This is a genomic window from Psychrobacter sp. GP33, from assembly GCF_014119005.1.
In the GTDB taxonomy this organism is placed as follows: domain Bacteria; phylum Pseudomonadota; class Gammaproteobacteria; order Pseudomonadales; family Moraxellaceae; genus Psychrobacter.
In genome coordinates this window covers 99,913-122,084 of record NZ_JACGYX010000002.1, presented here as the reverse complement: position 1 = coordinate 122,084, position 22,172 = coordinate 99,913, and the positions used below count along the sequence as shown (strand labels likewise).

Genomic DNA, 22,172 nt, shown 5'->3' with positions numbered 1-22,172 from the left:
TAACAAAAAGCTTACAGTGTCCCCATTAACCTTTGTTATCTTATAGGCTTTTATCGCCCTTCTTTTATCACACTTTAGGTGCTTGCTCATAGCTATATGGATTGACAGTATGTTGAGCGAGACTAACTGTAGGGAATTCATAAAAAAATAAGGGTTAATTTAGTAAGTGCGCTTACGTTGTTAGACACCCTTTAGCGATGGATACGCTTCAATAATGCGCCTTATCATCATGATGATATAGGCAGCTTAAATGCTTGCCGTTATTGCAACAATAAGGTTATTTGTGGTTAGTATGATGATGAGACATTCTGCACTTTTACATTCACGCTTAAGTGCTCCTTTATCGTCGCAATGCGATAGATATGAGCATGGTTTAGCATTTTCTTTATGTAAGTTCTCTTTAAGTAAACACTCATTATGCGTATTAACTTCGCTGTGTCTGTTACTTACCGGCTGTGACAGTGGGTCTGCTACCTCTTCCGTGGGTATGGATAAGCAAGCCACCAGCAACACTACGAATCTTTCAGTAAAAAATGCTGCATCAATCGAACAGCATGCCGTTACAGACTTACACACCTCGAATACCTCTGATTCTAGCAACAACAGTCAAGTGAATGATTCAGCCAGAGGACAGTCCTTAATGAGCGCTTCAAAAATAGATAATGGGGCGGACGTGCAGCGTACACCTATGATATCAGAGGGCGGTACGGACAGTACATTGCAGGCAACCTTGATTGGCGACTATAAAGGCATGTTACCGTGCAAATTTTGTGATGGGATTAACATGACCCTAAACTTATTGTCTGATGGTTCAGTATTAAAAACCAGTATTTATGAAAATCCTGAGATGCCAACAGCGCCCCTGATAGAATCTGGGGTATATCGTCAGGATAACCACACCATTATTGTGGTTTATGACGATAAAAATATTGAAATGTACCGCATTGAAAACAATCATTTAATAATGTTGGATGAAAATAAAAAGCCAAATCCCGATTATACGCTGTCGCGTAAGTAAAACGATAGCTCAGGTCATGCCACCTTATTAACGCCTACTTCTCAGGCGTTTTTTATTGGTTATCTATCTGCCTTTACTTTACAATAACTTCCATTGATTTTTAACTTCTTCCCTTCTCTTATCTAGCGCGGAACGTCTATGCATATTCATATCCTTGGTATTTGTGGCACATTTATGGGTTCTCTTGCATTGCTGGCGCGTGCACTTGGACATACGGTGACTGGCTCCGATACCAATGTGTATCCGCCCATGTCAACCCAGCTTGAGAAGGCAGGCGTGACGATTAGTGAGGGTTACTTGCCGCAGCATTTACAGCCAGCACCAGATCTGGTCGTTGTTGGCAATGCTATGAAGCGCGGAATGGATGTCATTGAATATATGCTGGATCAAGGCTTGCGCTATACGTCAGGACCACAGTTCTTATCAGAAGAAGTGCTACAGTCGCGCCATGTTCTAGCCGTTGCTGGGACTCATGGTAAAACGACGACGACAACAATGCTGGCTTGGATACTGCAGTATGCTGGTATCGATGCTGGGTTCTTAATTGGCGGTGTGCCGTTAGTAGATACAACTGACGCTCGCTTGCAGCAAGTTTTTGCCCATAGCAGTTATTTGGGTGCTGATATGATTGAGGATATAGAGACAGGCGAGACAAAATTAGGCTACTTCGTTATTGAAGCGGATGAATACGATTCGGCATTTTTTGATAAACGTTCAAAGTTCGTTCATTATCGCCCGCGCACGGCTATTTTAAATAATCTTGAATTTGATCATGCCGATATTTTTGCCGATTTAAATGCCATTCAAACTCAGTTTCACCATATGGTGCGTATGATTCCAAGTACGGGCAAAATTATCATGCCAGCGGCAACCGCAAGCTTAGAAGAGACACTGGCAAAAGGCGTTTGGACACCAGTTTGGCGTACCTCAGTCACAGATAATGCTTTATCTAATACCAAAGATAACACTCATAATATAAATAATAATGTCATTGATGACACAACTAAATCAATGAGCAGTGACTGGCAAGCAGAGCTGCTAAGTGCTGATGGTAGCCAATTTAATATATATTTTTCTGATCATAGAGATGTAAGTGCGACGGTCGATTGGTCAATGAGCGGCATGCATAATGTCAATAATGCCCTCGTAGCTGTGGCAGCGGCTTATAATGTTGGCGTGGATATTCATACTGCTTGTGCAGCGCTATCCGCATTTGCCGGTATCAAACGACGTATGGAACTGATTGGTGAAGTCAACGATATACTTGTCTTTGATGATTTTGCTCATCATCCGACTGCTATTACCACCACTTTAGATGGTGCAAAAAAGAAACTGGCGGGTAGACGCATTTGGGCAGTGATTGAACCACGTAGTAATACGATGAAAATGGGTATTCATCAAGACAGCTTGGCGTCATCAGCAGCGTTGGCTGACCATACAATTTGGTATGAGCCAGCAGGTCTTGAGTGGGGCTTACAAGAAGTGATCGAGCGCGCCACCAATCTGGGTAACAGCACAGCAGCGACCTCACTCCTAAATCCACAGCAAGTCATGCCAAGTGTCGATGCCATTATTGAGCATCTTAAAGTGCATGCTCAAGCAGGTGACGCGATTATTATCATGTCTAATGGTGGCTTCGAAAATATCCATCAGCGCCTGCTGACTGCCTTAATGCCTTAATGCCTTAATGCCTTAATGCCTACTACCGTTTAGTTTATATATCTACAGGCAGGATATTACTAAATCGTACTGCTCTTCGTATTACAACAAAATTCACTGTAAAAAAACTATCTTTAAACACTAAAGCTAGCGTCACTCTCTATTTGAGGATGGCGCTTTTTTATAACTTTTTATCGTTAAACCACATATCACAATCTGCTCTCGTTAGCGTTATCGTTAAACCTACCTTATTAACCTGCCATTTACCTAAACACTCTGCATAATAGCAATTTTCTCATTTTCCTCACATAGTGCCTACACAGATAACATTTTGCGCTTATTTTTTATTAGTACTATTGCTTACAATAAGCTCATTAAATAAGCAGTCGCTCAATTTATAAAAATATAAATAACTATTAATAAATTTAGGAGAGAAATAATGGGTTTTATTTGGATGATTATTGTAGGTCTGGTTGCTGGTTTATTGGCTCGTGCGATTAAGCCTGGTAGTGACCCTATGGGTTGGATTATGACCATTATTTTAGGTATTGTAGGTGCACTGCTTGGTGGATTTATCGCAGGATTAGTAGGTATTGATGCCGATGGCGGATTTACTGGACTTATCTTCTCAGTAGTTGGTGCTATTATCGTACTATTTATCTATGAGATGATTATGAGCAAACGTCGTCTATAATAGAGGTTAGTTTATCTATAAAGATAATTAACACTAGGATGAATAAAGAGACCTTATATATAAGGTCTCTTTTTATGTGTGATTCTTTTGAAAAATAGTAAGATATCTCCTTTAAAATTTGCTGTTAGCGACAAACCTATATTTAGGTTGTTAAATTTTAATTAAGACGTTAATTTGTGCACCAATTAGAGCATCAGTTACACAGTCAAACAGTGAAAGTCATTGATAATCGTTACTTTTATCTCCATATAACTTATAATAATCCGCCTATTCTATCCCTATTCCTGAGGTGAGCTGCATGGCACTACTCCCGATATTGAGCTATCCCGACCCGCGTCTGCGCACTATTGCTGCGCCCATCAAAACCATCACTGCGGATATTAAGACGTTAGCCGCTGATATGATTGAGACCATGTATGACGCGCAGGGTATTGGTCTTGCTGCTACGCAAGTAGATAAGCATGTGCAGCTGATTGTCATGGATTTGTCTGAAGATAAAGACGCACCAATGGTATTTATCAATCCTAAAGTCACGCCATTAGTAGAAGAAAAACAACCTTATGAAGAAGGTTGTCTGTCGGTGCCTGACGTCTATGACAAGGTTGATCGCCCTAATAAGGTTCGCATTGAAGCTTTAGATGAGAATGGTAATGTTATTGATATGGAAGTAGAAGGCTTACTTGCCGTCTGTATCCAGCATGAAATGGATCACTTAAATGGGGTTATCTTTGTAGATTATTTATCCCATCTTAAGCAAACTCGTGCACGTGATAAAGTCCGTAAAGTATTAAAAGTGCGTGACAAACAGCAGCTAGATCACGATAGAAAAGTTAAAGAAGCGCAAGCTACTCCTGTTTAATTTAAGGCTAATGCTAAACGCTACTATTGCTTACTATGTTAAGAGTATGCTGCTTTAGATTATTAAATCGTTAGTATTGCTTAATCTGTTTTGTGTCCTGCTTGCACTGCAACAAATAGCTTATTATTTATATAAAAGGTTTCCTATCATGACCATGATCAAAATTGACCAATATTTTGACCCTGCCGGTTGGCAGAAATTCACTCAAGCTGCCGAAGGTCGTGAGACTCCTTTTTTAGTGGTTGATCTTAACCGTATTAAAACCAAATTCAATGAGATGGTCAGTCTTTTTCCAACTGCCAAGATTCATTACGCCATGAAAGCCAGCCCTGCGGTAGAGGTGATTAACCTCCTTGCTGATTTGGGCTCCAACTTTGATTGCGCCTCAGTTTATGAGCTTGATCGTGTGCTTGATTGCGGAGTGACGGCTGAGCGTATTTCTTATGGTAATACTATCAAAAAAGCCAAAGATGTTAAGTATGCGTATGAAAAAGGCGTACGTTTATATGCCACTGATTCTGAAGCGGATTTAAAAAATATTGCCACATATGCACCTGGCTCTAATATCTTCGTACGTATTTTGGTAGAAGGTTCGGATACTGCTGAGTGGCCATTGTCACGCAAGTTCGGTTGCCATCCAAATATGGCGATTGACTTATTGATTCAGGCGCGTGATTTAGGGCTTGTACCGTATGGTATTTCTTTCCATGTGGGCAGTCAGCAAAGAGACGTGGCAGCATGGGATGATGCGCTTGCTAAAGTAAAATATATGTTTGACTGGATGCTGAATGAAGAGCAAATTAAGCTACAGATGATTAATTTGGGTGGCGGCTTTCCGGCTAACTATCTAAGTGAAGTCAATCCGATACAAGTGTATGCAGAAGAAGTAAAACGTTATCTGACCGATGATTATGATGACGATGACATGCCAGAGATTATTCTTGAGCCGGGTCGCTCATTAGTGGGTGGTTCAGGGGTGCTAGTCAGTGATGTGGTACTGATATCACGTAAATCGCAGACCGATTTGAAGCGCTGGGTGTATACCGATGTCGGCTTATTCCAAGGCTTGATTGAAACCTTGGGTGAGGCTATTAAGTATCCTATTTATACGCCTAAAATGGAAACCTCAACCAGTCAAGGCATGGTAGTATTGGCAGGTCCAACCTGTGATTCAGCGGATATCATGTATGAAGAAACGGGCTATCAGTTGCCGTTAGACCTTGAGATTGGCGATAAAATTTATTGGCTAACCACTGGTGCTTATACCAACTCTTATTCGTCTATTGAGTTTAATGGCTTTCCGCCATTGGACGTGGTTTATGTTGATTAATTTACAATAAATTTGTGCTCATAAAAAAGCGCGGTACTGTGATTTGCAGTGCCGCGCTTTTTTATGAGCACAAATCTTATTTCGATGCTAATTTACTGTACTAATAATTGTATAGGTACACTGTTATTACCAGTCATTGTGCTACCAGTCATGACACTATCATTATTATAGCTTGAAAGCTGGTTTTGTGAATTCTGCGTTATCTGTCCGATAGTGACCCATTGCCCACGCGCTACAATAATAGTCGTATCTAAACGCTGCGCCTGAAAACGTTGCCCTTGAATAACGTTATTGACGTTATTTTTCTGATAATAAGGTGACTTTGACGATACAAATTTTTCTTCAACTTGAAATAACTTCACTTCGACCTGTCCGTTTGGTAACAGTCTTGGCATAACTGTAATGCCTTGGGTCGTTGGCAATAATACCTGCTGCTGAATAATTATTTGTCCTGATGGTCGATTGGTTGATGGGTAATAATTAGGAGTGGAATTGTGGGTCAATGACCAAAGCGTGCCGGTACTGATACTCGCGGCGCTACCTGACAGCGTTTGTACTTGATATATACTATTGCTCTGCTGCTCATTACGACTTTGATTGATGATGCCACTGCCTTGAATACCTCGGTTAGTGATACTTATCTGACCTTGGCGAATATTGGCTTGGCTATTGCTATTACTACCTACGCGTACAGCGATTACTAACGCTTGTGGTTGGGTGTCAATGCGCGTGAGCAACTGTTGAACGGCTTGATAATTGGTCGCTGTGGTATTTAGTACCAGTTTATCTTGGTAAGTGGTGACCGTCCCACCATCAGGGCTGGCGTTCAGCTGCTGGCGGACAGTCGGTAACAGAGCATTACCACCATAGGTGGCAATAACGTAGGTGTTATAAGGCGCTGCTTGGGAAGTTACGGAAAATAGAATAATGCTTATTATTAGCCAGCGCACATAAAATAAAGTATCCGCTAGGAAAACAAGGGTTTTTCTAGTACCCATGACCAGCTCCTTATCGTAAATAACCAAATGTACTTTAGAGCAACCTAATCATTTAATCCCAACACATCTTGCATATCATATTGTCCAACAGGTTGCTGCACTATCCAAGTAGCTGCACGCACAGCACCAGCAGCAAAGGTCATGCGGACGCGCGCGCGGTGAGTAATTTCAACGACTTCCCCATCAGCGATAAACATCACCGTATGGTCGCCGACGATTTCACCACCTCGAATGGCATGAATACCGATAGTGCCAGTTTTGCGCGCTCCGGTTTGCCCTTCGCGCCCATATACTGCTACGTCTTTTAGGTTTTGCCCGCGTCCTTTGGCAACGGCTTCTGCCATCATATAAGCAGTGCCAGATGGTGCATCAATTTTATGCTTATGGTGCGCTTCAATCACTTCAACATCAGCTTCAGTACCGAAGGCTTTGGCTGCCATTTCAAGCAATTTTAGGGACAAATTAACGCCTGTTGAATAATTCCCAGCATAGACAATAGCAACTTTTTGACTAGCTGCTGCCAATGCCGTTTCTTGCTGTTCGTTAAAACCAGTTGTACCAATGACCATGGCAACGTTGTGCTCAGCACAGATTTGCATATTTTGTTCAGTGGCTTCTGGCAAGCTAAAGTCAATCAGCACATCAATATCATTAATAACACTAACTAAATTATCGACGATTGACACATCAATACGTCCTATCGCTGCCACTTCGCCAGCATCCGCGCCAACGAGGCTCGAACCTTGACGCTCAATTGCCGCGCTTAATTTAGTTTGTGGATTGTCCTGTAAGGCTTCAATAAGCATGCGTCCCATACGCCCACCAGCGCCGATAACACCGACTTTAATGTTTTTATTATCTGTTTGACTAGTTACTTGTTGATTCATATTTTTGCCCTATATTTTTATTTTTTGTACTGATAATGGTTGTTAAAAGGTTGTAATATCATAGCATGAATTTATTTTTTGACCTTTAGCAAAGGTTGCGTTTATTTTATCTTAGTCAAGGGTACAAAAAAGCCCAATCGTTTCACGTGAAACTATTAGGCTTAATATTAAGGTTATACTGCAACCAAAAGATTGCTATTATTCATCAATAATAATTAATCGAATAAATCGCCAATTTTCTTAAAGAAAGATTTTTTGTGTGGCGATTGCTGATGATTGCTGTCGCCATCGAGCGTATCTTGGAACTGACGCAGCAAGTCTTTTTGTTCACGAGTCAAATCAACTGGCGTTTCAATAACCACGCGACATATCAAGTCGCCTTTCATAGAAGCACGCACAGGTGTAACACCACGTCCACGTACGCGGAGCAGTTTGCCACTTTGCGTGCCTTCGGCAATTTTGATTTTAACTTTACCATCAAGGGTTGGGATTTCCACTTCTTTACCCAAAGCTGCATCGGTGATACTGACAGGGACGTCCATATAGAGGTCGGCACCTTGACGGTTAAAGACGTCATGCTTTTTAACCCGTACTTCAACATATAAATCGCCATTTTGGACGCCTGCGCCGCCCGCCTCGCCTTCGCCCGCTAAGCGAACACGGTCACCGTCATCGACGCCCGCTGGGATAGAGACTTCCAAATTGCGCGACCGGTCTTTAACGCCTTTACCATGACAGTCGGGGCAAGGGTTTTTGATTTGTTGACCACTACCGCCACATTGAGGGCAGGCTTGTTGGACTTGAAAAAAGCCTTGCTGCATGCGCACTTGTCCATGCCCGTGACACATTTGGCAAGTGACCACATCCGAGGCATTTTTAGCGCCTCTACCATCGCATGTACCACAAGGGGCAGGCGCAGTAAAACTAATCTCTTTTTTGCAGCCACGCACGGCTTCTTCTAAAGTAAGCTCAATCACATAGCGCAAATCGGAGCCGCGACGTGAGCGCGAACCACCACCACCACGCGACTGACCAAAGATATCGCCAAAATTGCCAAAGATATCACCAAAGATATCTTGGAAATTGCCACCGCCACCACCGCCACCGCCCATGCCATTTTCAAACGCAGCGTGACCCATGCGATCGTATGCCGAACGCTTATTGGCATCACTGAGCACTTCATATGCCATCGAGGCTTCTTTAAACTTCTCGTCCGCTTTTGGGTCATCTGAGTTACGATCGGGATGATATTTCATCGCCAGCTTGCGATAAGATCGTTTAATCTCTTTGCTATCGGCAGTTTTACTGACGCCTAATATCTCATAAAAATCGCGCTTACTCATGGGCTCTCCTATCGTTTTCACAGCCCTGCCTGCTTGGAAACTTGTCAGTTATTGCCTTTAACTAGTACCCTAATGTTTCACGTGAAACTGCATAAATGAGGCACTAAAAGGGGGACACATAACAAGCGGTTGCAAGCCAATATGGCACAATGCTGTTTAACCACATCAATTAATAAAAGTTTGCGCTATTAATGGAGATGGCAGGCTGATTTATCAAGCTTGTTGTTGGGTAAATTGCTTAGCTACTCGTTAGCTTTAGAGAGTGACCCTATTTTAAATACAATTTTTGGCATATTTAAATCAAATCTAAAGCCCCGTTCCCAAGTTAATCATAACCACAATCAAAGCTAATATCACAGGCATAAGCACAGCCAAAAATGCTAACAGCGGCAGCAACTATTTCCTTACTTATACAGAAAATTTACATCACATTTCCATACCTATTTTTCATGACTATAATGCCGATAGTCGTGCTACTATTTATCGCCTTATAAACCGCATATAGCCGTTTGCAACTTTTGGTCAGAGTACCTTATTAGAGTACCTATATTTATGAAAAAGCTGTCCACCTTACTCTTATTAATGATTGTTATCGCAATTGTCGTTGTTGCAGGCTCACCCTACTATCGTGCCTATCAGTTAAAAGCTGCCTATGATGCTAAAGATGGCGCGACCATTGCAGCAGCAATTGATTATGAGCAGCTGCGCCCGAGTATCAATAAACAGCTGACGGATAACTTTGCCACCACCATGAGTCAATATCCTGGTATTGCGGAATTGGGCGGGGACGCGCTAACCCAAGCAGCTGATGAGTTTATTAACCAAGCGGTTGCGGGTGCCATTACGCCAGAGAATATAGAACAATTAATCGATACCCAAGGGCAAGCTAATACGGCAACCAAAGAGCTTGCCGCAGCATGGGCAATTGCCAGTAATCAAATTGATTTAAAAATACTGATTCGCGATATGATCGTACAGCGCGGCGACGTCAATGCGGTGGTAAAAAATCAGATTCAAAATATGATGACCAAGCAAGCGGACGAGTTAGAACAACACGTTGCTAAAGGTACGGACAGTGCCAAGCCAACACTGAGCTATTGTGGTATCAATTGCTTTACGATTAGTGGGCAAGTTAAAGGCTATCCGCTTACCATTGAGATGCAGCGCCAAGGATTAATCGATTGGAAAATCGTCGATGTTATTTTGCCTTAAATCTTTTGCTAAAAGCCTTTGTCCTAAACCCTGCTATGAATTACCACCTATCAGCCATTAAAAAACCGCTGCATCAATGAGAATTGACCCGGCGGTTTTCGTTTAGAGCGAGCTTAATATCTATTTAATAAATACTTACCAATAAATGCCTATTGTAGCCCTAAAAACTCTAAAAATTCAGGACTCTCAAAGCTGGCTTGAAATAACACACCATCATCACGGAAAATAGCTGGGGTCGCAACCACGGCAAGCCCGGCCGCTTTTTCGCGGTTCGGAGTCACATGATTGGCTTTACAGCTTGCTGGAGCCGCTGTCATTTGTCCGCTGAGCATCGCCTTATCTAAGGCATTACGACGGCTGGCATCACTAGTTTGGCACCAGATACCACGCATTTGCTCAGGCGATTGCTCATAGATAGGATAGCCAATCGTCTTGACGGTCACGCCCTTTTTATTTAGCGCGCTCATTTGCTTGTGTAACATGCGGCAATAAGGACAGTTAACATCGGTTGCCACATAAATAACTGCTTTTTCAGGGCTGGTTGCTGGATAAGTAATAAGCTGCGATTCATCTAAACTCTTAAATACCGATTGGTTTTTACGTTTTTCAAAATTAGTATCGAGTCCGGTAAATTGACCGTTTTCAATCACTGATATTTCGCCATCAGTCACATATTGCGCGTCATCCGATATTAAAAATGGTACACCCTCAAGCGTTGCACCCCAAATCACCCCCGGAATGGCGGTATAGAAAAACGGTGTTTTGGCACTCATGTTTTTGAGTGCACTCATATTGGCAAGCATGTCAGATTTAACTACGGTGCTCACTGGCATACCGATTTGCGCGCTGGTACTACGTGCGGGTATTTTAGTCACTTGGCGCTTACTTGGGTTTTTTTGCAAGTTACCTTGAATGACGTATTTGCCATCAGCGCTAATATGCAGCGGTGGCTGCCCCACCAAATTGACTTGATACATATTTGGTAAATTTGATGCCACAATAGAGGTAATCTGCGCTTTGATACCGGCTTGCTTTAAGACTTGGCGCAATTTGCTATCAACGTTCGCGCTTAATTTAGTGGCTACAGCACTACTTTGAACGCTTTGAGTTTTACTCACATTCACTGTTTGCGGCGACTGCGCACAAGCCGTGGTTGCAAATAAAATGGCGCTAATAATACTGGCAGCCTTTAATATAGGCAGATTTAATACAGAAGAATTCGATACAGATAATTTCACAACAACAGTCCTATCATTTTTATACTATTTTAAAAATCTTTAGCTTCAGTTACTATTTTCAGTTTCAGTTTCAGTTTCAGTTTCAGTTTCAGTTTCAGTTTCAGTTTCAGCAATAAATTTAGAATAGTATGTAAAAAAGTAGATTAAGTAATTTGAGAGCGACTGTATCACATCATGAAATGGTCGGTCGGGATAAGGCATTAATTTTGCAAAACTGCTACTTAAGTTTAAGAGACAGGCAACAGAGCCAATTTATAAAACTTTAAAAAATTAAGACCAATACTATTAATAGATAAAAAAATAACGGTAGCCATTATTCAGATTAGAAAATGGCTACCGCTATTTTTATACTAATTTTTATACTAATTTTTATACTAATTTTTATACTAATTTTTGATATTAAACGCACTGCATTAGCTTTGCTTGTTCTTAATATTTAAATGACTAAAATTTCGCCACTTCTTCTGGGGTTAAAAAGCGACTGTCGCCCTTCTCTAAGCCGTCTAAAGTAATATGACCAACACTAGCACGATGCAGCTCAGTAACACGGTTGCCAAAATAACCCATCATACGTTTGACTTGATGGTATTTGCCTTGCTCTAACGTTAAACGAGCATGGGTTGCATCAATAAATTCTAATACGGCAGGCTTGGTTTCTTCATGGTCGCCTTCTAGCAAAATACCTTGAGCAACTTCTGCAACAGCATTGGCTTGCTTCGTTTCATCCATCGCATCTGCTAACGTCAGTTCATAGATTTTGGCGTGTTCATGCTTAGGGCTGGTTACGCGGTGCAACCATTTGCCATCATCACTGATTAACAGTGCGCCTGTGGTATCGACGTCCAACCGACCGGCGATACGTAAGTTGCCAAGCTCAGGTACGGCAATCAGTTCGGTAACGATTGGGTGCTCTTTTACTTTTAGGGTACATTCAAAGCCTTCTGGCTTATGCAATAAAATATAACGATTGCCAGTGGCGACCGATAGCGGCTCGCCTGCCCAAACGATGTCATCGTTTTCGATATCAACGTGCAAGCCGACGTCTTTAGTCACGCTATCGTTGACGGTGACTTCGCCCGCGTGCAGGATTTTTTTGGCTTCTTTACGGGAAAGTTCAGTGGCTTTACTAATAAATTTATCTAAACGCATGCTATTTGCTACCATCAATTGCTATAGTGGAGAATACGGTGAGCACTGCGTCCAATATGGCAAGCAGTGATATGGCTATAAGTTTAGCATATTCCACCTAGACCCTAAACGAATTACTAGATTCTAAATAAATTACTAGATCCTAAATGACCTATGAGTTATCAAACCTTACAACAGCCCGTTAGCGCCCGTCTTGAGATTAAAAAGTCAGCATTTATTGCTTATGCTTATCCTGTCACTTCGAGAGAGCAAGCAATGTTTCACGTGGAACAATTGCGCGGACAATATGCTGATGCCCGTCATTGGTGCTGGGCGTATATCATTGGTGACCCTAATAATACCACCAGTGCTGGCTTTGATGATGATGGTGAGCCAAACGGCACGGCAGGTCGCCCGATATTAAATGTGCTGCAACACAAATCGATTGGTAATATTATTATCATTGTGGTGCGCTACTTTGGTGGCATTAAGTTGGGTGCAGGTGGACTGACGCGCGCCTATGCCGGTTCTGCGCAAGCGGCAGTTGATCAGATGATTTTATGCCCTTATGTACCAATGACCCAAGTAAATATTCAAGCAGAGTTCGCGACCGAAGCGCAGTGCCGCTATGTAGTTGAGCGTTTAAACGGGACGATTGATAACGTGGCTTATGATAAGCAAGTGCTGTTAACCGTTACCATCGCCAAGCGAGACATTGACCTATTGAAAACTGAATTGGCGATGGCTGGTAAAGTCTTGTCAGCTGAGGAGTAATTAATTCTAATTAGGTCTTTAAACATTAAACTTACGTTTCACGTGAAACTTATCATTTATGGTTGATAGTGTTGGTGACTATTAACGTTTAAATGTACATAATACTTGTTAATTGATGCACTTACTCCCATTTCTAACTACTTAATACTATTTGATGCTTTGTTATGACTATCTTTACTTATACTGAATTTAAGCCACCTTTTTGGCTGGCGAACGCGCATTTACAAACGATTTTACCTAAATTTATCGCCCCTGATGTTCCTCTATATCGGCGCGAACTGGTCAAAGACTCGCTAAATGAAAGCGAGGTCGCTTATGATTTTTATGATACCAACGATATTGTGCTGTCCGATGATAAATATCATAAGCCGCTGGTGGTGGTGTTTCATGGGATGGAAGGCAGTAGTAATAGCCATTATGCGCGCACGCTTGCCTATGCCGCGCATGCGCAAGGCTGGCATTTTGTAGTCGCTCATTTCCGCAGTTGTGGCGGCGTACCCATTAAAGGCTCAGTATTTTATGATGCGGGTGATACCAAAGAGCTTGAGCACTCATTGCAATATTTAGCGCGCAAATACAGCACGATCTACGGTATTGGCGTCTCATTAGGTGGCAATGCGCTGGCGAAATATATGAGCGATTATAACGAAAAAGCTGTTTGCGCTGCGGCGGTTGTGGTCTCAGCGCCGGTTGATTTACTGTCTTCATCACTGGCGATGGAGCGTTTTGTCGGTAGGCGTATTTACACCCCTTATCTGCTGCACCCGATTATCCAAAAAGCCATTGATAACAACCTCACTGAAGAGGAAATTAAAGCCGTTAAAGCGACCAATCTTATCAGCGAGTTCGACAATATTTTTACCGCACCGCGCCATGGCTATCGCTCCAAAAATGACTATTATAATAAAGCCTCTGCCCTACCGCACCTGATTCATATTGCCAAGCCGACCTTAGTAATCAGTGCCAAAGATGACCCGTTTTTGGGTGCAGTGGCAACGCCGGGCGATGTGTCTGACAACGTTACGTTGCTAAATACTCAGCATGGAGGACATATTGGCTTTTTAGATTATCAAGATCGTAAGTTTAACTTAGAGTGGCTACCAAAAACGGCAATACGTTTTTTTAAAGATGTCGCTTCACAGTATTAAAAAATACAGACAAGATATCGTTATTGAATCATCCAGAAATATAAGTATAAAAAAGAGAGTTGCTATGTATCCTTTTCTTCGTTATGCCACGACCATTACCCACGCTGCACTACAAGCTAAAAAAGGCAATACGCTTGCCGTTGATGCGGTCAGTGAGATTACATTACGCTGTCATTTGACAGACATTGATAATTTTTTAGAGATGAATAACGGGCGGGTGCTAACCCTTTATGACTTGGGGCGCACGGATTTTGCGGTTCGAAGCGGACTTGGGACACAGCTGTTAAAGCAGCGTTGGGGATTGGTGGTCGCTGGCAGCACTATTCAGTATCGCAAGCGGATTCGCGCCTTTGATAAGGTCATCATGAAAACGCATATCGTCGGATTTGATACGCGCTGGATATATGTTGAACAGTCGATGTGGGTTAAAGGCAAACCGTGCTCATCGGCGTTACTACGAACAGGCGTGACTGAGCGCGGAAAAGTAATTGAGACTGCTCGGGTATTTGCGGCTTTAGGTAAAGCAGATTGGGAATTGCCACCGACTGGCTATGTGGCTGAATGGATAGATGGCGATAAAGATCGTCCGTGGCCGCCGATGGGTTAAGGTGTGGTTGAGCTGTTGATGAATGCGAAAGGGTTGTTGCAGTTGAATTGAGTAGTTAAGCTAAGCAGTTAGCCTTATAAAAAATAGGTCAGCTTTCTGTAGCATCTTTTTGATGGTTGAGAAAACTGATCTATTTTGTATAGTAGATCAATTTTCGAACTATTAGGTAGCGACGAAGTAGAGTTACAATCTTTAATAATTAGCAGAACAACTTTGATAAAAGCTTTGTACTTGAAAGAGTATTAATATTTTTATCGTACTACTTCTGAATTATATCTTTAGGAAGTGCATAATTTATTAGTATCAACACAGAATCACCTCGTCTGATAGTATTACTTATCGATTGAAAAAGAGATTTGAGACTTTCTCTAAGCAAGCTTTCATTTTCTAAATAAAATTCTTCCAACTGTTTTATATTTTCAATACCTAAGCCTTTGATTGTGTTTATTAGTCTGTCATGAGCAAAGCTATCAACATCAAACTCTGTGATAACAAAACCATATTCATTAACAAATACATTGTCTTCAAAATTAATCACATTATTATTTGTTCTCATAAATGAAGTTAATGAAGCTTTGTTTATTTCAATTTGACTAGGCTTTACTTTAATATCCTCACTCAAACTATTTTCATATTCTGCTATAGTTAACTTTAGTTTTACAAATTCAATATCTGCTTGCTCTAGGAGAGCTGCAACTCTATAAAATGTACGTTTTGCAGTAGAAGGAATTTCAAACTCTCCTTTATAACCCAAATCATGTTCAATCTCTGCCCATGAATGCTGCAAAATACTCCTAATTTGAAACTCAAATTTTCGTTCTTTATAATTAGAATATTCTGCTAGCTCAGTCCTATCTTTTTTCAGACTAGCGACATAATGTAAGCTTCTATAGCCAAATTTATCACTATCTACTTTGCGTTTATCAACAGAATTTTCTTGATCTATCGTGAACTCTTCTTCAATCATAGTAGCAATTTGATCAACTTCATCTTCAAAGTAGGTGATTATACGAACGCCAACTATATCTGTTATCTCATCTAAAGCTTTATATTTTTGGCTTTTTTTTATAATTTTATTTTCTAGACTTTTTCTATCTTTAACTCTAGTTTGGACTTGATGTGCTTTAATGTTTCTTTGTTCAAGTAAAGAAACAATGAGAGAGTTAAGAGTTTTATCCATATTATCTAATAGTTTTTTCGCTTCATCATATTCTTGTAGAATTTTATCCATTTCATAGCTCGTTACATAGTTTAATTAAATAAATAAATCTTACCATTGTATTCTACATTAGAATGAAGTCGAATCGCTTAGCTATGAGAGTAAAGACGCTTATTTTAACTAACACATACTACTCACACTCAATCCCCGCCCGAAACTTTTTATAATCCTTCGCCGTCTCTTTTACCGCCTCTATCATCGGTACATGACCAATTTTCGGCATCGTAATGATTTGCGCTGTTGGCATCAATGTAGCCATCAAATTCACAGTTTCAAGCTTTATCACTTGGTCCTTTTGTCCCCAAACAATTAAAGTGGGAATATTATATTCAGCGACGATTTTGGCGCGTGTCTCCACATTATCTTCCACGATTTGTTCGATGATTTTGGTTTGTAAATTGCGATTGGCGATATTCTCTTGTGCAAAAACCGCTTGCACGGTTTTTGGAATAAAAGGCGGCTTATTCATCACTAATTTATACAGTTTAAAATACTCCTTAGTATTGGCGACGACGAGTGGATTATTATCCGCGGTAGCATTTTGATATCTATCATACAGCCCTGCCGACCAAAAACCGGCGCTGTCCAATAACCACAAGCTTTTAACGCTGTCAGGATACATGGCGGCATAAGCGACACTGATGGCACCGCCCATCGAATTACCACCGATATGAATATTGGATGCGAGCTGTTTGGACTGTAAAAACTCGTGTAAACGCTCAGCTTGGGCATCAGCACGATAGTCAGCCTCTAGCGGTTTACTCGACTGACCAAAGCCGAGCAAGTCGGGAATAATCAAATGATAGTCGCCTAGTCGCGCAGCAATTCGGGTAAAGTTATCTTTATTACCGCCAAAGCCATGAATCAATAATAAAGGCTCGCCAGCTAGGTTGCCGCCTTCTAAATAAGTGATTTTTTCACCAGATGTCAGAGTCAACGCTTTGGTTTTCAAGCTGGATTTAAAGCGTTCATGTTGTACCAAGTGCTGGGTAGTGGCGACCGTGACCGTATTGGGCGTAGTACAGGCGACAATAGATAGGGTGAGTAGAGCAGCGATTCCGGTACGCGCTAATAACATAAAACTTTTCCTTGTGCTAAAGCGGCAAAAAATAACGGCAAGCAATCTTTTACCGTTGTGGTTGGTGTCATTGTGGTCGCTTTTATTAAGGTTACCGAGATTATTTAAAAGGGGTAATACTTAAGGGAGCAATCTTAGCACAAGCGCATCTTGTGCTTAAACTTAAGTCATTATAGACATTGCCCCATTTGGCATGCGCTGCTAGAGTAAAGTGCACACCACCCATATGGACAATGAAAAAAGGACACAAGCGATGACATTATTACAAACCCTTGGACTTACCTATCCTATCATTCAAGCGCCCATGGCAGGAGCAACGACGCCTGAGCTGGCAGCGACGGTCAGTAACTTTGGCGGGCTTGGCTCATTAGGAGCTGGCATGACAACACCAGATGCTTTAAGCAATCAAATTAATACGATGAAAACACTCACTGACCGCCCTTTTATGATTAATTTGATGGTGTTGTCTGAGCACGACTGTACTACTTTGGACAGTGCCGTTCCTGCGTGGTTGAGCCAATATTATCAAGAAAAAGATATAGACATAGACTTACCCAAACGACCGGCGCAAAATTTTGCGGAGCAATTACAGGTGCTGTATGACAATCCAGTGCCGGTTGCCAGCTTTACCTTTGGTATTATTAGCGCCGAACACGTGCAACGCTTACAGCAGCTTGGCACGTGCGTGATTGGCACAGCAAATCATCCTTTAGAGGCGCAAGCGTGGGCGGAAGTTGGCGCAGACGCAGTATGTCTGCAAGGGATGGAAGCTGGCGGTCATCGTGGCGGCTGGCTGGCGCAAGGGGTTGCTGATCCGTTGGGATTACTGACTTTAATTGGTCAAACGCGCGCTTGCACCGATATTCCGCTGATAGCAGCAGGCGGTATTATGACCGGGCAAGATATTAAAGCGATACAAACCGCTGGTGCGCAGTTGGCGCAAGTTGGCACGGCATTTTTGACCACCGATAAATGCGCGATTAATGACAGCTATAAACAAGCCTTGCTTGATGCCAGTCACGGTAAGCGCAGTACGGAGACACGCCTGACACGGCTATTTTCCGGCAAGCCTGCCCGTGCCTTGATCAATGATTATCTGCGCGATTTTACAGCTTTTGATGATACAGATACGTTGCCGCCTTATCCGCAGCTTAATGCGATGACCAAAACTATGCGTGCTGAAGCTGTGCAGCGTAAAGATGCTGAATATCAGTCGCTATGGGCAGGTCAAGGTGTGGCATTGGTCAAACAGGAAAGTACGATTGAGCTTTTAGAGCGCTTGGTACAGGGGTTATAAATTTATTGGCTTAGGCGTATAGATTTAGCATTGTCTGATTACACTTCTAATTCAGAGGGCACGAGAATTGTCATTTATAATAAGTGTTTTCATATAATCAATCCAAAGTTAACAGTTTGGTCTCTTTTGTAGGACGCTTTTCTACCATCACCAAAATTAACAGTTCAGATAGCGCAAAAGGAAAAATATTGAGTGATACAGGCATTTCTACTCGTAAACGGCGTGACCTCACCACAGGGTCGATTCCTAAAACAATGCTGTTATTTGCATTACCAACGCTTGGGTCATCGGCATTACAGTCGTTAAATGGCTCGATCAATGCGGTCTGGGTAGGTCGATTTTTGGGTGAGGAAGCGTTAGCAGCGACCGCGAATGGCAACATTCTCATGTTTATACTGATTTCATTCGTGTTCGGTTTCGGTATGGCATCTACTATTTTGATTGGTCAGGCAATGGGTCAGCGCAACGATGGCATGGTGAAAAAAACCATGGGAACGGCGTTGGGTAGCATTATCCCGATAAGTATCGTGGTGGCGGTTTTAGGGTGGCTATTTGCACCAACGTTACTTGATCTGCTTGGTACACCGGCAAGCGCTGCAGACCTTGCTCTGACTTATCTGCGCATGATTTTTATTGCGATGCCCACCACACTGACGTTTACGCTGATCATGATGGCACTGCGCGGGACGGGCGATTCCACAACGCCGCTTTGGTTTATCATTATATCGGTCGTTATTGACCTGATTTTGACGCCAACGCTTATTTTGGGTCTAGGACCATTTCCCGAATGGGGTATATTTGGCGCGGCTTTCGCAACAGCCATCGCAAACACGTTAGCGCTTATTGGTATGGTCATTACCATGTATCTGCGTGGCTCGGTGCTGACCCTTAATTTGCCGGAGCTGCGCTTTCTGCGAGTAGATCGAGAAATCCTGAGGTCTATGTTCTCAAAAGGCTTGCCGATGGGGCTACAGATGATTGTCATCTCTTCAGCAGCGTTGACGATGCTGTCGCTGATTAACCGCGAGGGTGTACAGACGACAGCAGCTTATAGTGCAACCCAGCAGCTTTGGACATACGTACAGATGCCTGCGATGGCGCTAAGTGCCGCGGCTAGTGCGATGGTGGCACAGAACATTGGCGCCAATCAATGGCACAGGATTGCAGGAATCACACGTTGGGGGCTTATTTTTAATCTGGTATTAACCGGCTTTATTATCGTGCTGCTGACCGTTTTTGATGAAACTATTTTAGAGTTTTTCCTCGGTAGTGACAGTGCAGCGGTGCCAATTGGGCGTCATATTCAGTTAATGGCGACATGGGGCTTTATCTTTTTTGGGGTAGCGCAGGTGCTGTTCGGCACCATGCGGGCAAATGGCTATGTGATTTGGCCACTGATTGTCATGATAATTTCAATGTACCCAGTGCGTCTTGGCTTTGCTTTTGGGCTTTATCCCTTACTTGGAGAAGATGCGCTTTGGCTGTCGTTTCCGGCAGGCATGGTGGCAACCGCTGTGATGGGAATAGGATTATATTGGTACGGCGGCTGGCGTCAGGGTAAAAACATGCCCGCAGAAGAAGCCGCGCAAAGGTCTGAAGAGTTTCGCGCGCAGACAGGCACCAGTGCGTCGTTTCGTGATATTGTACCGACGACGGTATGGAAGCGTTTACCTTTGCGCCGTATTACAAGGTTGCATCGACGACTTCGTAGACGACTTCATAGACTTCGTATGATAAAAAATAATAAACGGTAATAGCGTAATTTCTATATATACGCTTAACCGAGCGACTTTCGCTCATTAGATTGGCGAGTAAATTGTTGATAATACTTGCCTGCTAATGCCAGTACCGAACCTAGTTTTACCTTGGACTAGACGTTGCATCACTTAATAAAAAGTCCACCGCTGCTGCCGCATGAATAGCAGTGGTATCGAATACAGGAACAGGGCTATCATTTTGGCTAATGAGCAATCCAATTTCAGTACAGCCTAGTATCACACCCTCAGCGCCTTGTTCCACTAAATCTTGAATGGCTTGTCGATAATATTGGCGTGAGCTATCTAGCAATTGTCCTCGGCACAGTTCCTCATAGATAATACGATGAACTTCGGCGCGCGCATCGGTGTCTGGTATCAGCACTTGCAAGCCCGCATCAATCAAACGCTGTTTATAAAAGTCCTCAGTCATGGTGAACTGTGTACCAAGTAGCGCTACCTTGGTTAAACCTTGCTGCTTAATAGCGTCTGCAGTGACATCAGCAATGTGAATTAGTGGCAAATTGGTCGCCGCTTGTACCTGCTCTGCGACTTTATGCATGGTGTTAGTAGCGATTAATACTGCATCTGCACCGCCAGCTTGCAAGCGTTTGCCGCTACTTGCCATAATATCGCCCAACTCTTCCCATTCGCCTTGGGCTTGCAAAGTGGCAATCGGTGCCAAATCAATACTATGCAGCAATATATCCGCTGAATGTAGTCCGCCCAATCTTTCCTTGATACCTTGATTAATCAGCCGATAATAGCTTTGCGTACTCTCCCAGCTCATACCACCGATGATGCCTAAAGTCTTGTTTGCTGATGCTCGTTGCTGTGCTGGCATGTTATTTCCTTTCATCCTTATCGTTATTTTACGACCTTAACATCGATAATAACCATTTTACCAATGGATAAATACGCTATATGATGATTAACCATAATCCTAATTACTATAATGCTAGTTACTATAATATTAATTATCATAATGCTGCACTGAGTAAACCATGACTGACATCCAAACCTTTAAAATCCGTACCCGCCAACGCTATTATCGCCTGATATTCACTGGACTGATGGCAATGATGATGTCGCTCATTATCTCTGCGGCTTTAATCATCGTAAAAACGGGGATTCATGAAGGGTTTTTTATGACGCTACTACAATCTTGGGGATTGGCGTTTGTGTTTGCATGGCCAAGCGCGTATGTTTGCGCCTATTTTGTGCAAGAGCATGTGTTGAGTCGCATTGAGTTTTATTAAAACAGATAAAGCTTAAGGCTTTTAAAATCTATGATAAAACCTCATTTTGAGCTGATGGCATATTACAACGCCACTATGAATCAAAAAATATGTGACAGTATCGCAAACCTTCCTGAAGCCATTTTATGGGAAGATAAAAAGGCATTTTTCGGTTCAATATTAGGTACATTAAACCACCTTATAGTGGGCGATTTAATTTGGCTGCATCGTTTTAAGAACCATCCAAGTGGTAGCGGCAAATTCAAGGCGCTAGAGCAGTTATCAGGTTTTCCAATACCCAACGCACTTACGCAAATTGTATACGATAATAAAGCAGCCTTTATTAGTAACAGACAAGTATTAAATAGCATCATTATTCAGTTTATCGAAGAAACAACAGAGAACGATTTTTCAAAAAACTTAACTTACATTAATACCAAAGGGATGCTTTTTAACAAACCATTCTCTATGTTATTACAGCATTTTTTTAATCATCAAACGCATCACCGTGGGCAAATAACCACCTTGCTGAGCCAAATGAATATTGATATTGGCGAGACAGACTTACTAATGCTTATTGATAATGTCTAATCGATAACAAGTACTAGTAAACTCTATATCACTAAATTCTACCTCTATATTAATGAATATCCTTCATCACTTTAATACACCCCTGATACACCCACGCCCG

The 22,172-nt window shown here is 42.2% G+C and carries 21 protein-coding genes; 13 read left to right on the top strand and 8 right to left on the bottom strand.

All coding sequences use genetic code 11. The features are described 5' to 3' along the window. Positions 1–292: 292 nt before the first annotated feature. The 5 genes from H2245_RS02975 to H2245_RS02955 all read left to right on the top strand — a co-directional run bounded on the left by H2245_RS02975 (position 293) and on the right by H2245_RS02955 (position 5,560). A complete protein-coding gene (locus tag H2245_RS02975; protein ID WP_259365058.1) occupies positions 293–1,018 on the top strand; it encodes a copper resistance protein NlpE in 726 nt (241 codons plus the stop codon). A 138-nt stretch (positions 1,019–1,156) separates the two neighbouring features. Further along, the gene (locus tag H2245_RS02970; protein WP_182405770.1) at positions 1,157–2,698 is read left to right on the top strand and encodes a Mur ligase domain-containing protein; all 1,542 of its coding nucleotides are present in this window, start codon (positions 1,157–1,159) and stop codon (positions 2,696–2,698) included. Positions 2,699–3,116: 418 nt separating this feature from the next. Further along, a complete protein-coding gene (locus tag H2245_RS02965) occupies positions 3,117–3,371 on the top strand; it encodes a GlsB/YeaQ/YmgE family stress response membrane protein (RefSeq protein WP_182405769.1) in 255 nt (84 codons plus the stop codon). Between the two features lie 298 nt (positions 3,372–3,669). After that, a complete protein-coding gene (gene def, locus H2245_RS02960; RefSeq protein WP_182405768.1) occupies positions 3,670–4,230 on the top strand; it encodes a peptide deformylase in 561 nt (186 codons plus the stop codon). Positions 4,231–4,384: 154 nt separating this feature from the next. Next, positions 4,385–5,560 carry a type III PLP-dependent enzyme gene (locus H2245_RS02955; RefSeq protein WP_182406225.1) on the top strand — a complete coding sequence of 392 codons (1,176 nt, stop codon included), beginning with the start codon at positions 4,385–4,387 and terminating at the stop codon, positions 5,558–5,560. Positions 5,561–5,652: 92 nt separating this feature from the next. Here H2245_RS02955 and H2245_RS02950 read toward each other — a convergent pair whose 3' ends face one another. From H2245_RS02950 to dnaJ, 3 genes are all read right to left on the bottom strand, one after another. After that, complete coding sequence (locus H2245_RS02950; RefSeq protein ID WP_182405767.1) at positions 5,653–6,558, bottom strand: hypothetical protein; 906 nt, start codon at positions 6,556–6,558, stop codon at positions 5,653–5,655. 44 nt (positions 6,559–6,602) lie between these two features. Further along, on the bottom strand, positions 6,603–7,445 hold the full coding sequence (gene dapB / locus H2245_RS02945) for a 4-hydroxy-tetrahydrodipicolinate reductase (RefSeq protein ID WP_182405766.1): 843 nt from the start codon (positions 7,443–7,445) through the stop codon (positions 6,603–6,605). A gap of 215 nt (positions 7,446–7,660) precedes the next feature. Then, on the bottom strand, positions 7,661–8,788 hold the full coding sequence (dnaJ, locus tag H2245_RS02940) for a molecular chaperone DnaJ (RefSeq protein WP_182405765.1): 1,128 nt from the start codon (positions 8,786–8,788) through the stop codon (positions 7,661–7,663). A 552-nt stretch (positions 8,789–9,340) separates the two neighbouring features. On the opposite strand from dnaJ, the gene H2245_RS02935 reads away from it, so the two are divergent. Further along, positions 9,341–10,000: a DUF2939 domain-containing protein gene (locus H2245_RS02935; protein ID WP_182405764.1), complete on the top strand. Its 660-nt coding sequence runs from the start codon at positions 9,341–9,343 to the stop codon at positions 9,998–10,000. Positions 10,001–10,149: 149 nt separating this feature from the next. Here H2245_RS02935 and H2245_RS02930 read toward each other — a convergent pair whose 3' ends face one another. Continuing rightward, entirely contained in the window at positions 10,150–11,238 is a 1,089-nt protein-coding gene (locus H2245_RS02930) for a thioredoxin fold domain-containing protein (RefSeq protein WP_310734112.1), read from the bottom strand. A 444-nt stretch (positions 11,239–11,682) separates the two neighbouring features. Beyond that, entirely contained in the window at positions 11,683–12,387 is a 705-nt protein-coding gene (locus tag H2245_RS02925; RefSeq protein ID WP_182405763.1) for a pseudouridine synthase, read from the bottom strand. 153 nt (positions 12,388–12,540) lie between these two features. Here H2245_RS02925 and H2245_RS02920 point away from each other — a divergent pair, with 153 nt between their 5' ends. The 3 genes from H2245_RS02920 (at position 12,541) to H2245_RS02910 (ending at position 14,895) form a co-directional block, all read left to right on the top strand. Then, on the top strand, positions 12,541–13,140 hold the full coding sequence (locus H2245_RS02920) for a YigZ family protein (RefSeq protein WP_182405762.1): 600 nt from the start codon (positions 12,541–12,543) through the stop codon (positions 13,138–13,140). 164 nt (positions 13,141–13,304) lie between these two features. Then, positions 13,305–14,288, top strand: coding sequence for a YheT family hydrolase (locus tag H2245_RS02915; protein WP_182405761.1), 984 nt, complete (start codon positions 13,305–13,307; stop codon positions 14,286–14,288). Between the two features lie 64 nt (positions 14,289–14,352). After that, positions 14,353–14,895 (top strand): acyl-CoA thioesterase, encoded by a 543-nt coding sequence (locus H2245_RS02910; protein WP_182405760.1) that lies wholly within the window; start codon positions 14,353–14,355, stop codon positions 14,893–14,895. 259 nt (positions 14,896–15,154) lie between these two features. Here the strand turns inward: H2245_RS02910 and H2245_RS02905 are convergent, their stop codons facing one another. Both H2245_RS02905 and H2245_RS02900 read right to left on the bottom strand, forming a co-directional pair. Continuing rightward, a complete protein-coding gene (locus H2245_RS02905; protein WP_182405759.1) occupies positions 15,155–16,126 on the bottom strand; it encodes a GTP pyrophosphokinase family protein in 972 nt (323 codons plus the stop codon). Positions 16,127–16,244: 118 nt separating this feature from the next. Next, positions 16,245–17,192, bottom strand: coding sequence for an alpha/beta fold hydrolase (locus H2245_RS02900; protein ID WP_182405758.1), 948 nt, complete (start codon positions 17,190–17,192; stop codon positions 16,245–16,247). Between the two features lie 253 nt (positions 17,193–17,445). Here H2245_RS02900 and H2245_RS02895 point away from each other — a divergent pair, with 253 nt between their 5' ends. Beyond that, positions 17,446–18,489 carry a nitronate monooxygenase family protein gene (locus H2245_RS02895; RefSeq protein ID WP_182405757.1) on the top strand — a complete coding sequence of 348 codons (1,044 nt, stop codon included), beginning with the start codon at positions 17,446–17,448 and terminating at the stop codon, positions 18,487–18,489. A gap of 188 nt (positions 18,490–18,677) precedes the next feature. Then, positions 18,678–20,243, top strand: coding sequence for an MATE family efflux transporter (locus tag H2245_RS02890; RefSeq protein WP_182405756.1), 1,566 nt, complete (start codon positions 18,678–18,680; stop codon positions 20,241–20,243). 106 nt (positions 20,244–20,349) lie between these two features. On the opposite strand, the gene H2245_RS02885 is transcribed toward H2245_RS02890, so the two are convergent. Beyond that, positions 20,350–21,087, bottom strand: coding sequence for an aspartate/glutamate racemase family protein (locus H2245_RS02885; RefSeq protein ID WP_182405755.1), 738 nt, complete (start codon positions 21,085–21,087; stop codon positions 20,350–20,352). A 160-nt stretch (positions 21,088–21,247) separates the two neighbouring features. Here H2245_RS02885 and H2245_RS02880 point away from each other — a divergent pair, with 160 nt between their 5' ends. Next, complete coding sequence (locus H2245_RS02880) at positions 21,248–21,502, top strand: DUF2798 domain-containing protein (RefSeq protein WP_182405754.1); 255 nt, start codon at positions 21,248–21,250, stop codon at positions 21,500–21,502. Positions 21,503–21,532: 30 nt separating this feature from the next. After that, positions 21,533–22,072, top strand: coding sequence for a DinB family protein (locus H2245_RS02875; protein WP_182405753.1), 540 nt, complete (start codon positions 21,533–21,535; stop codon positions 22,070–22,072). Positions 22,073–22,172: the final 100 nt, after the last annotated feature.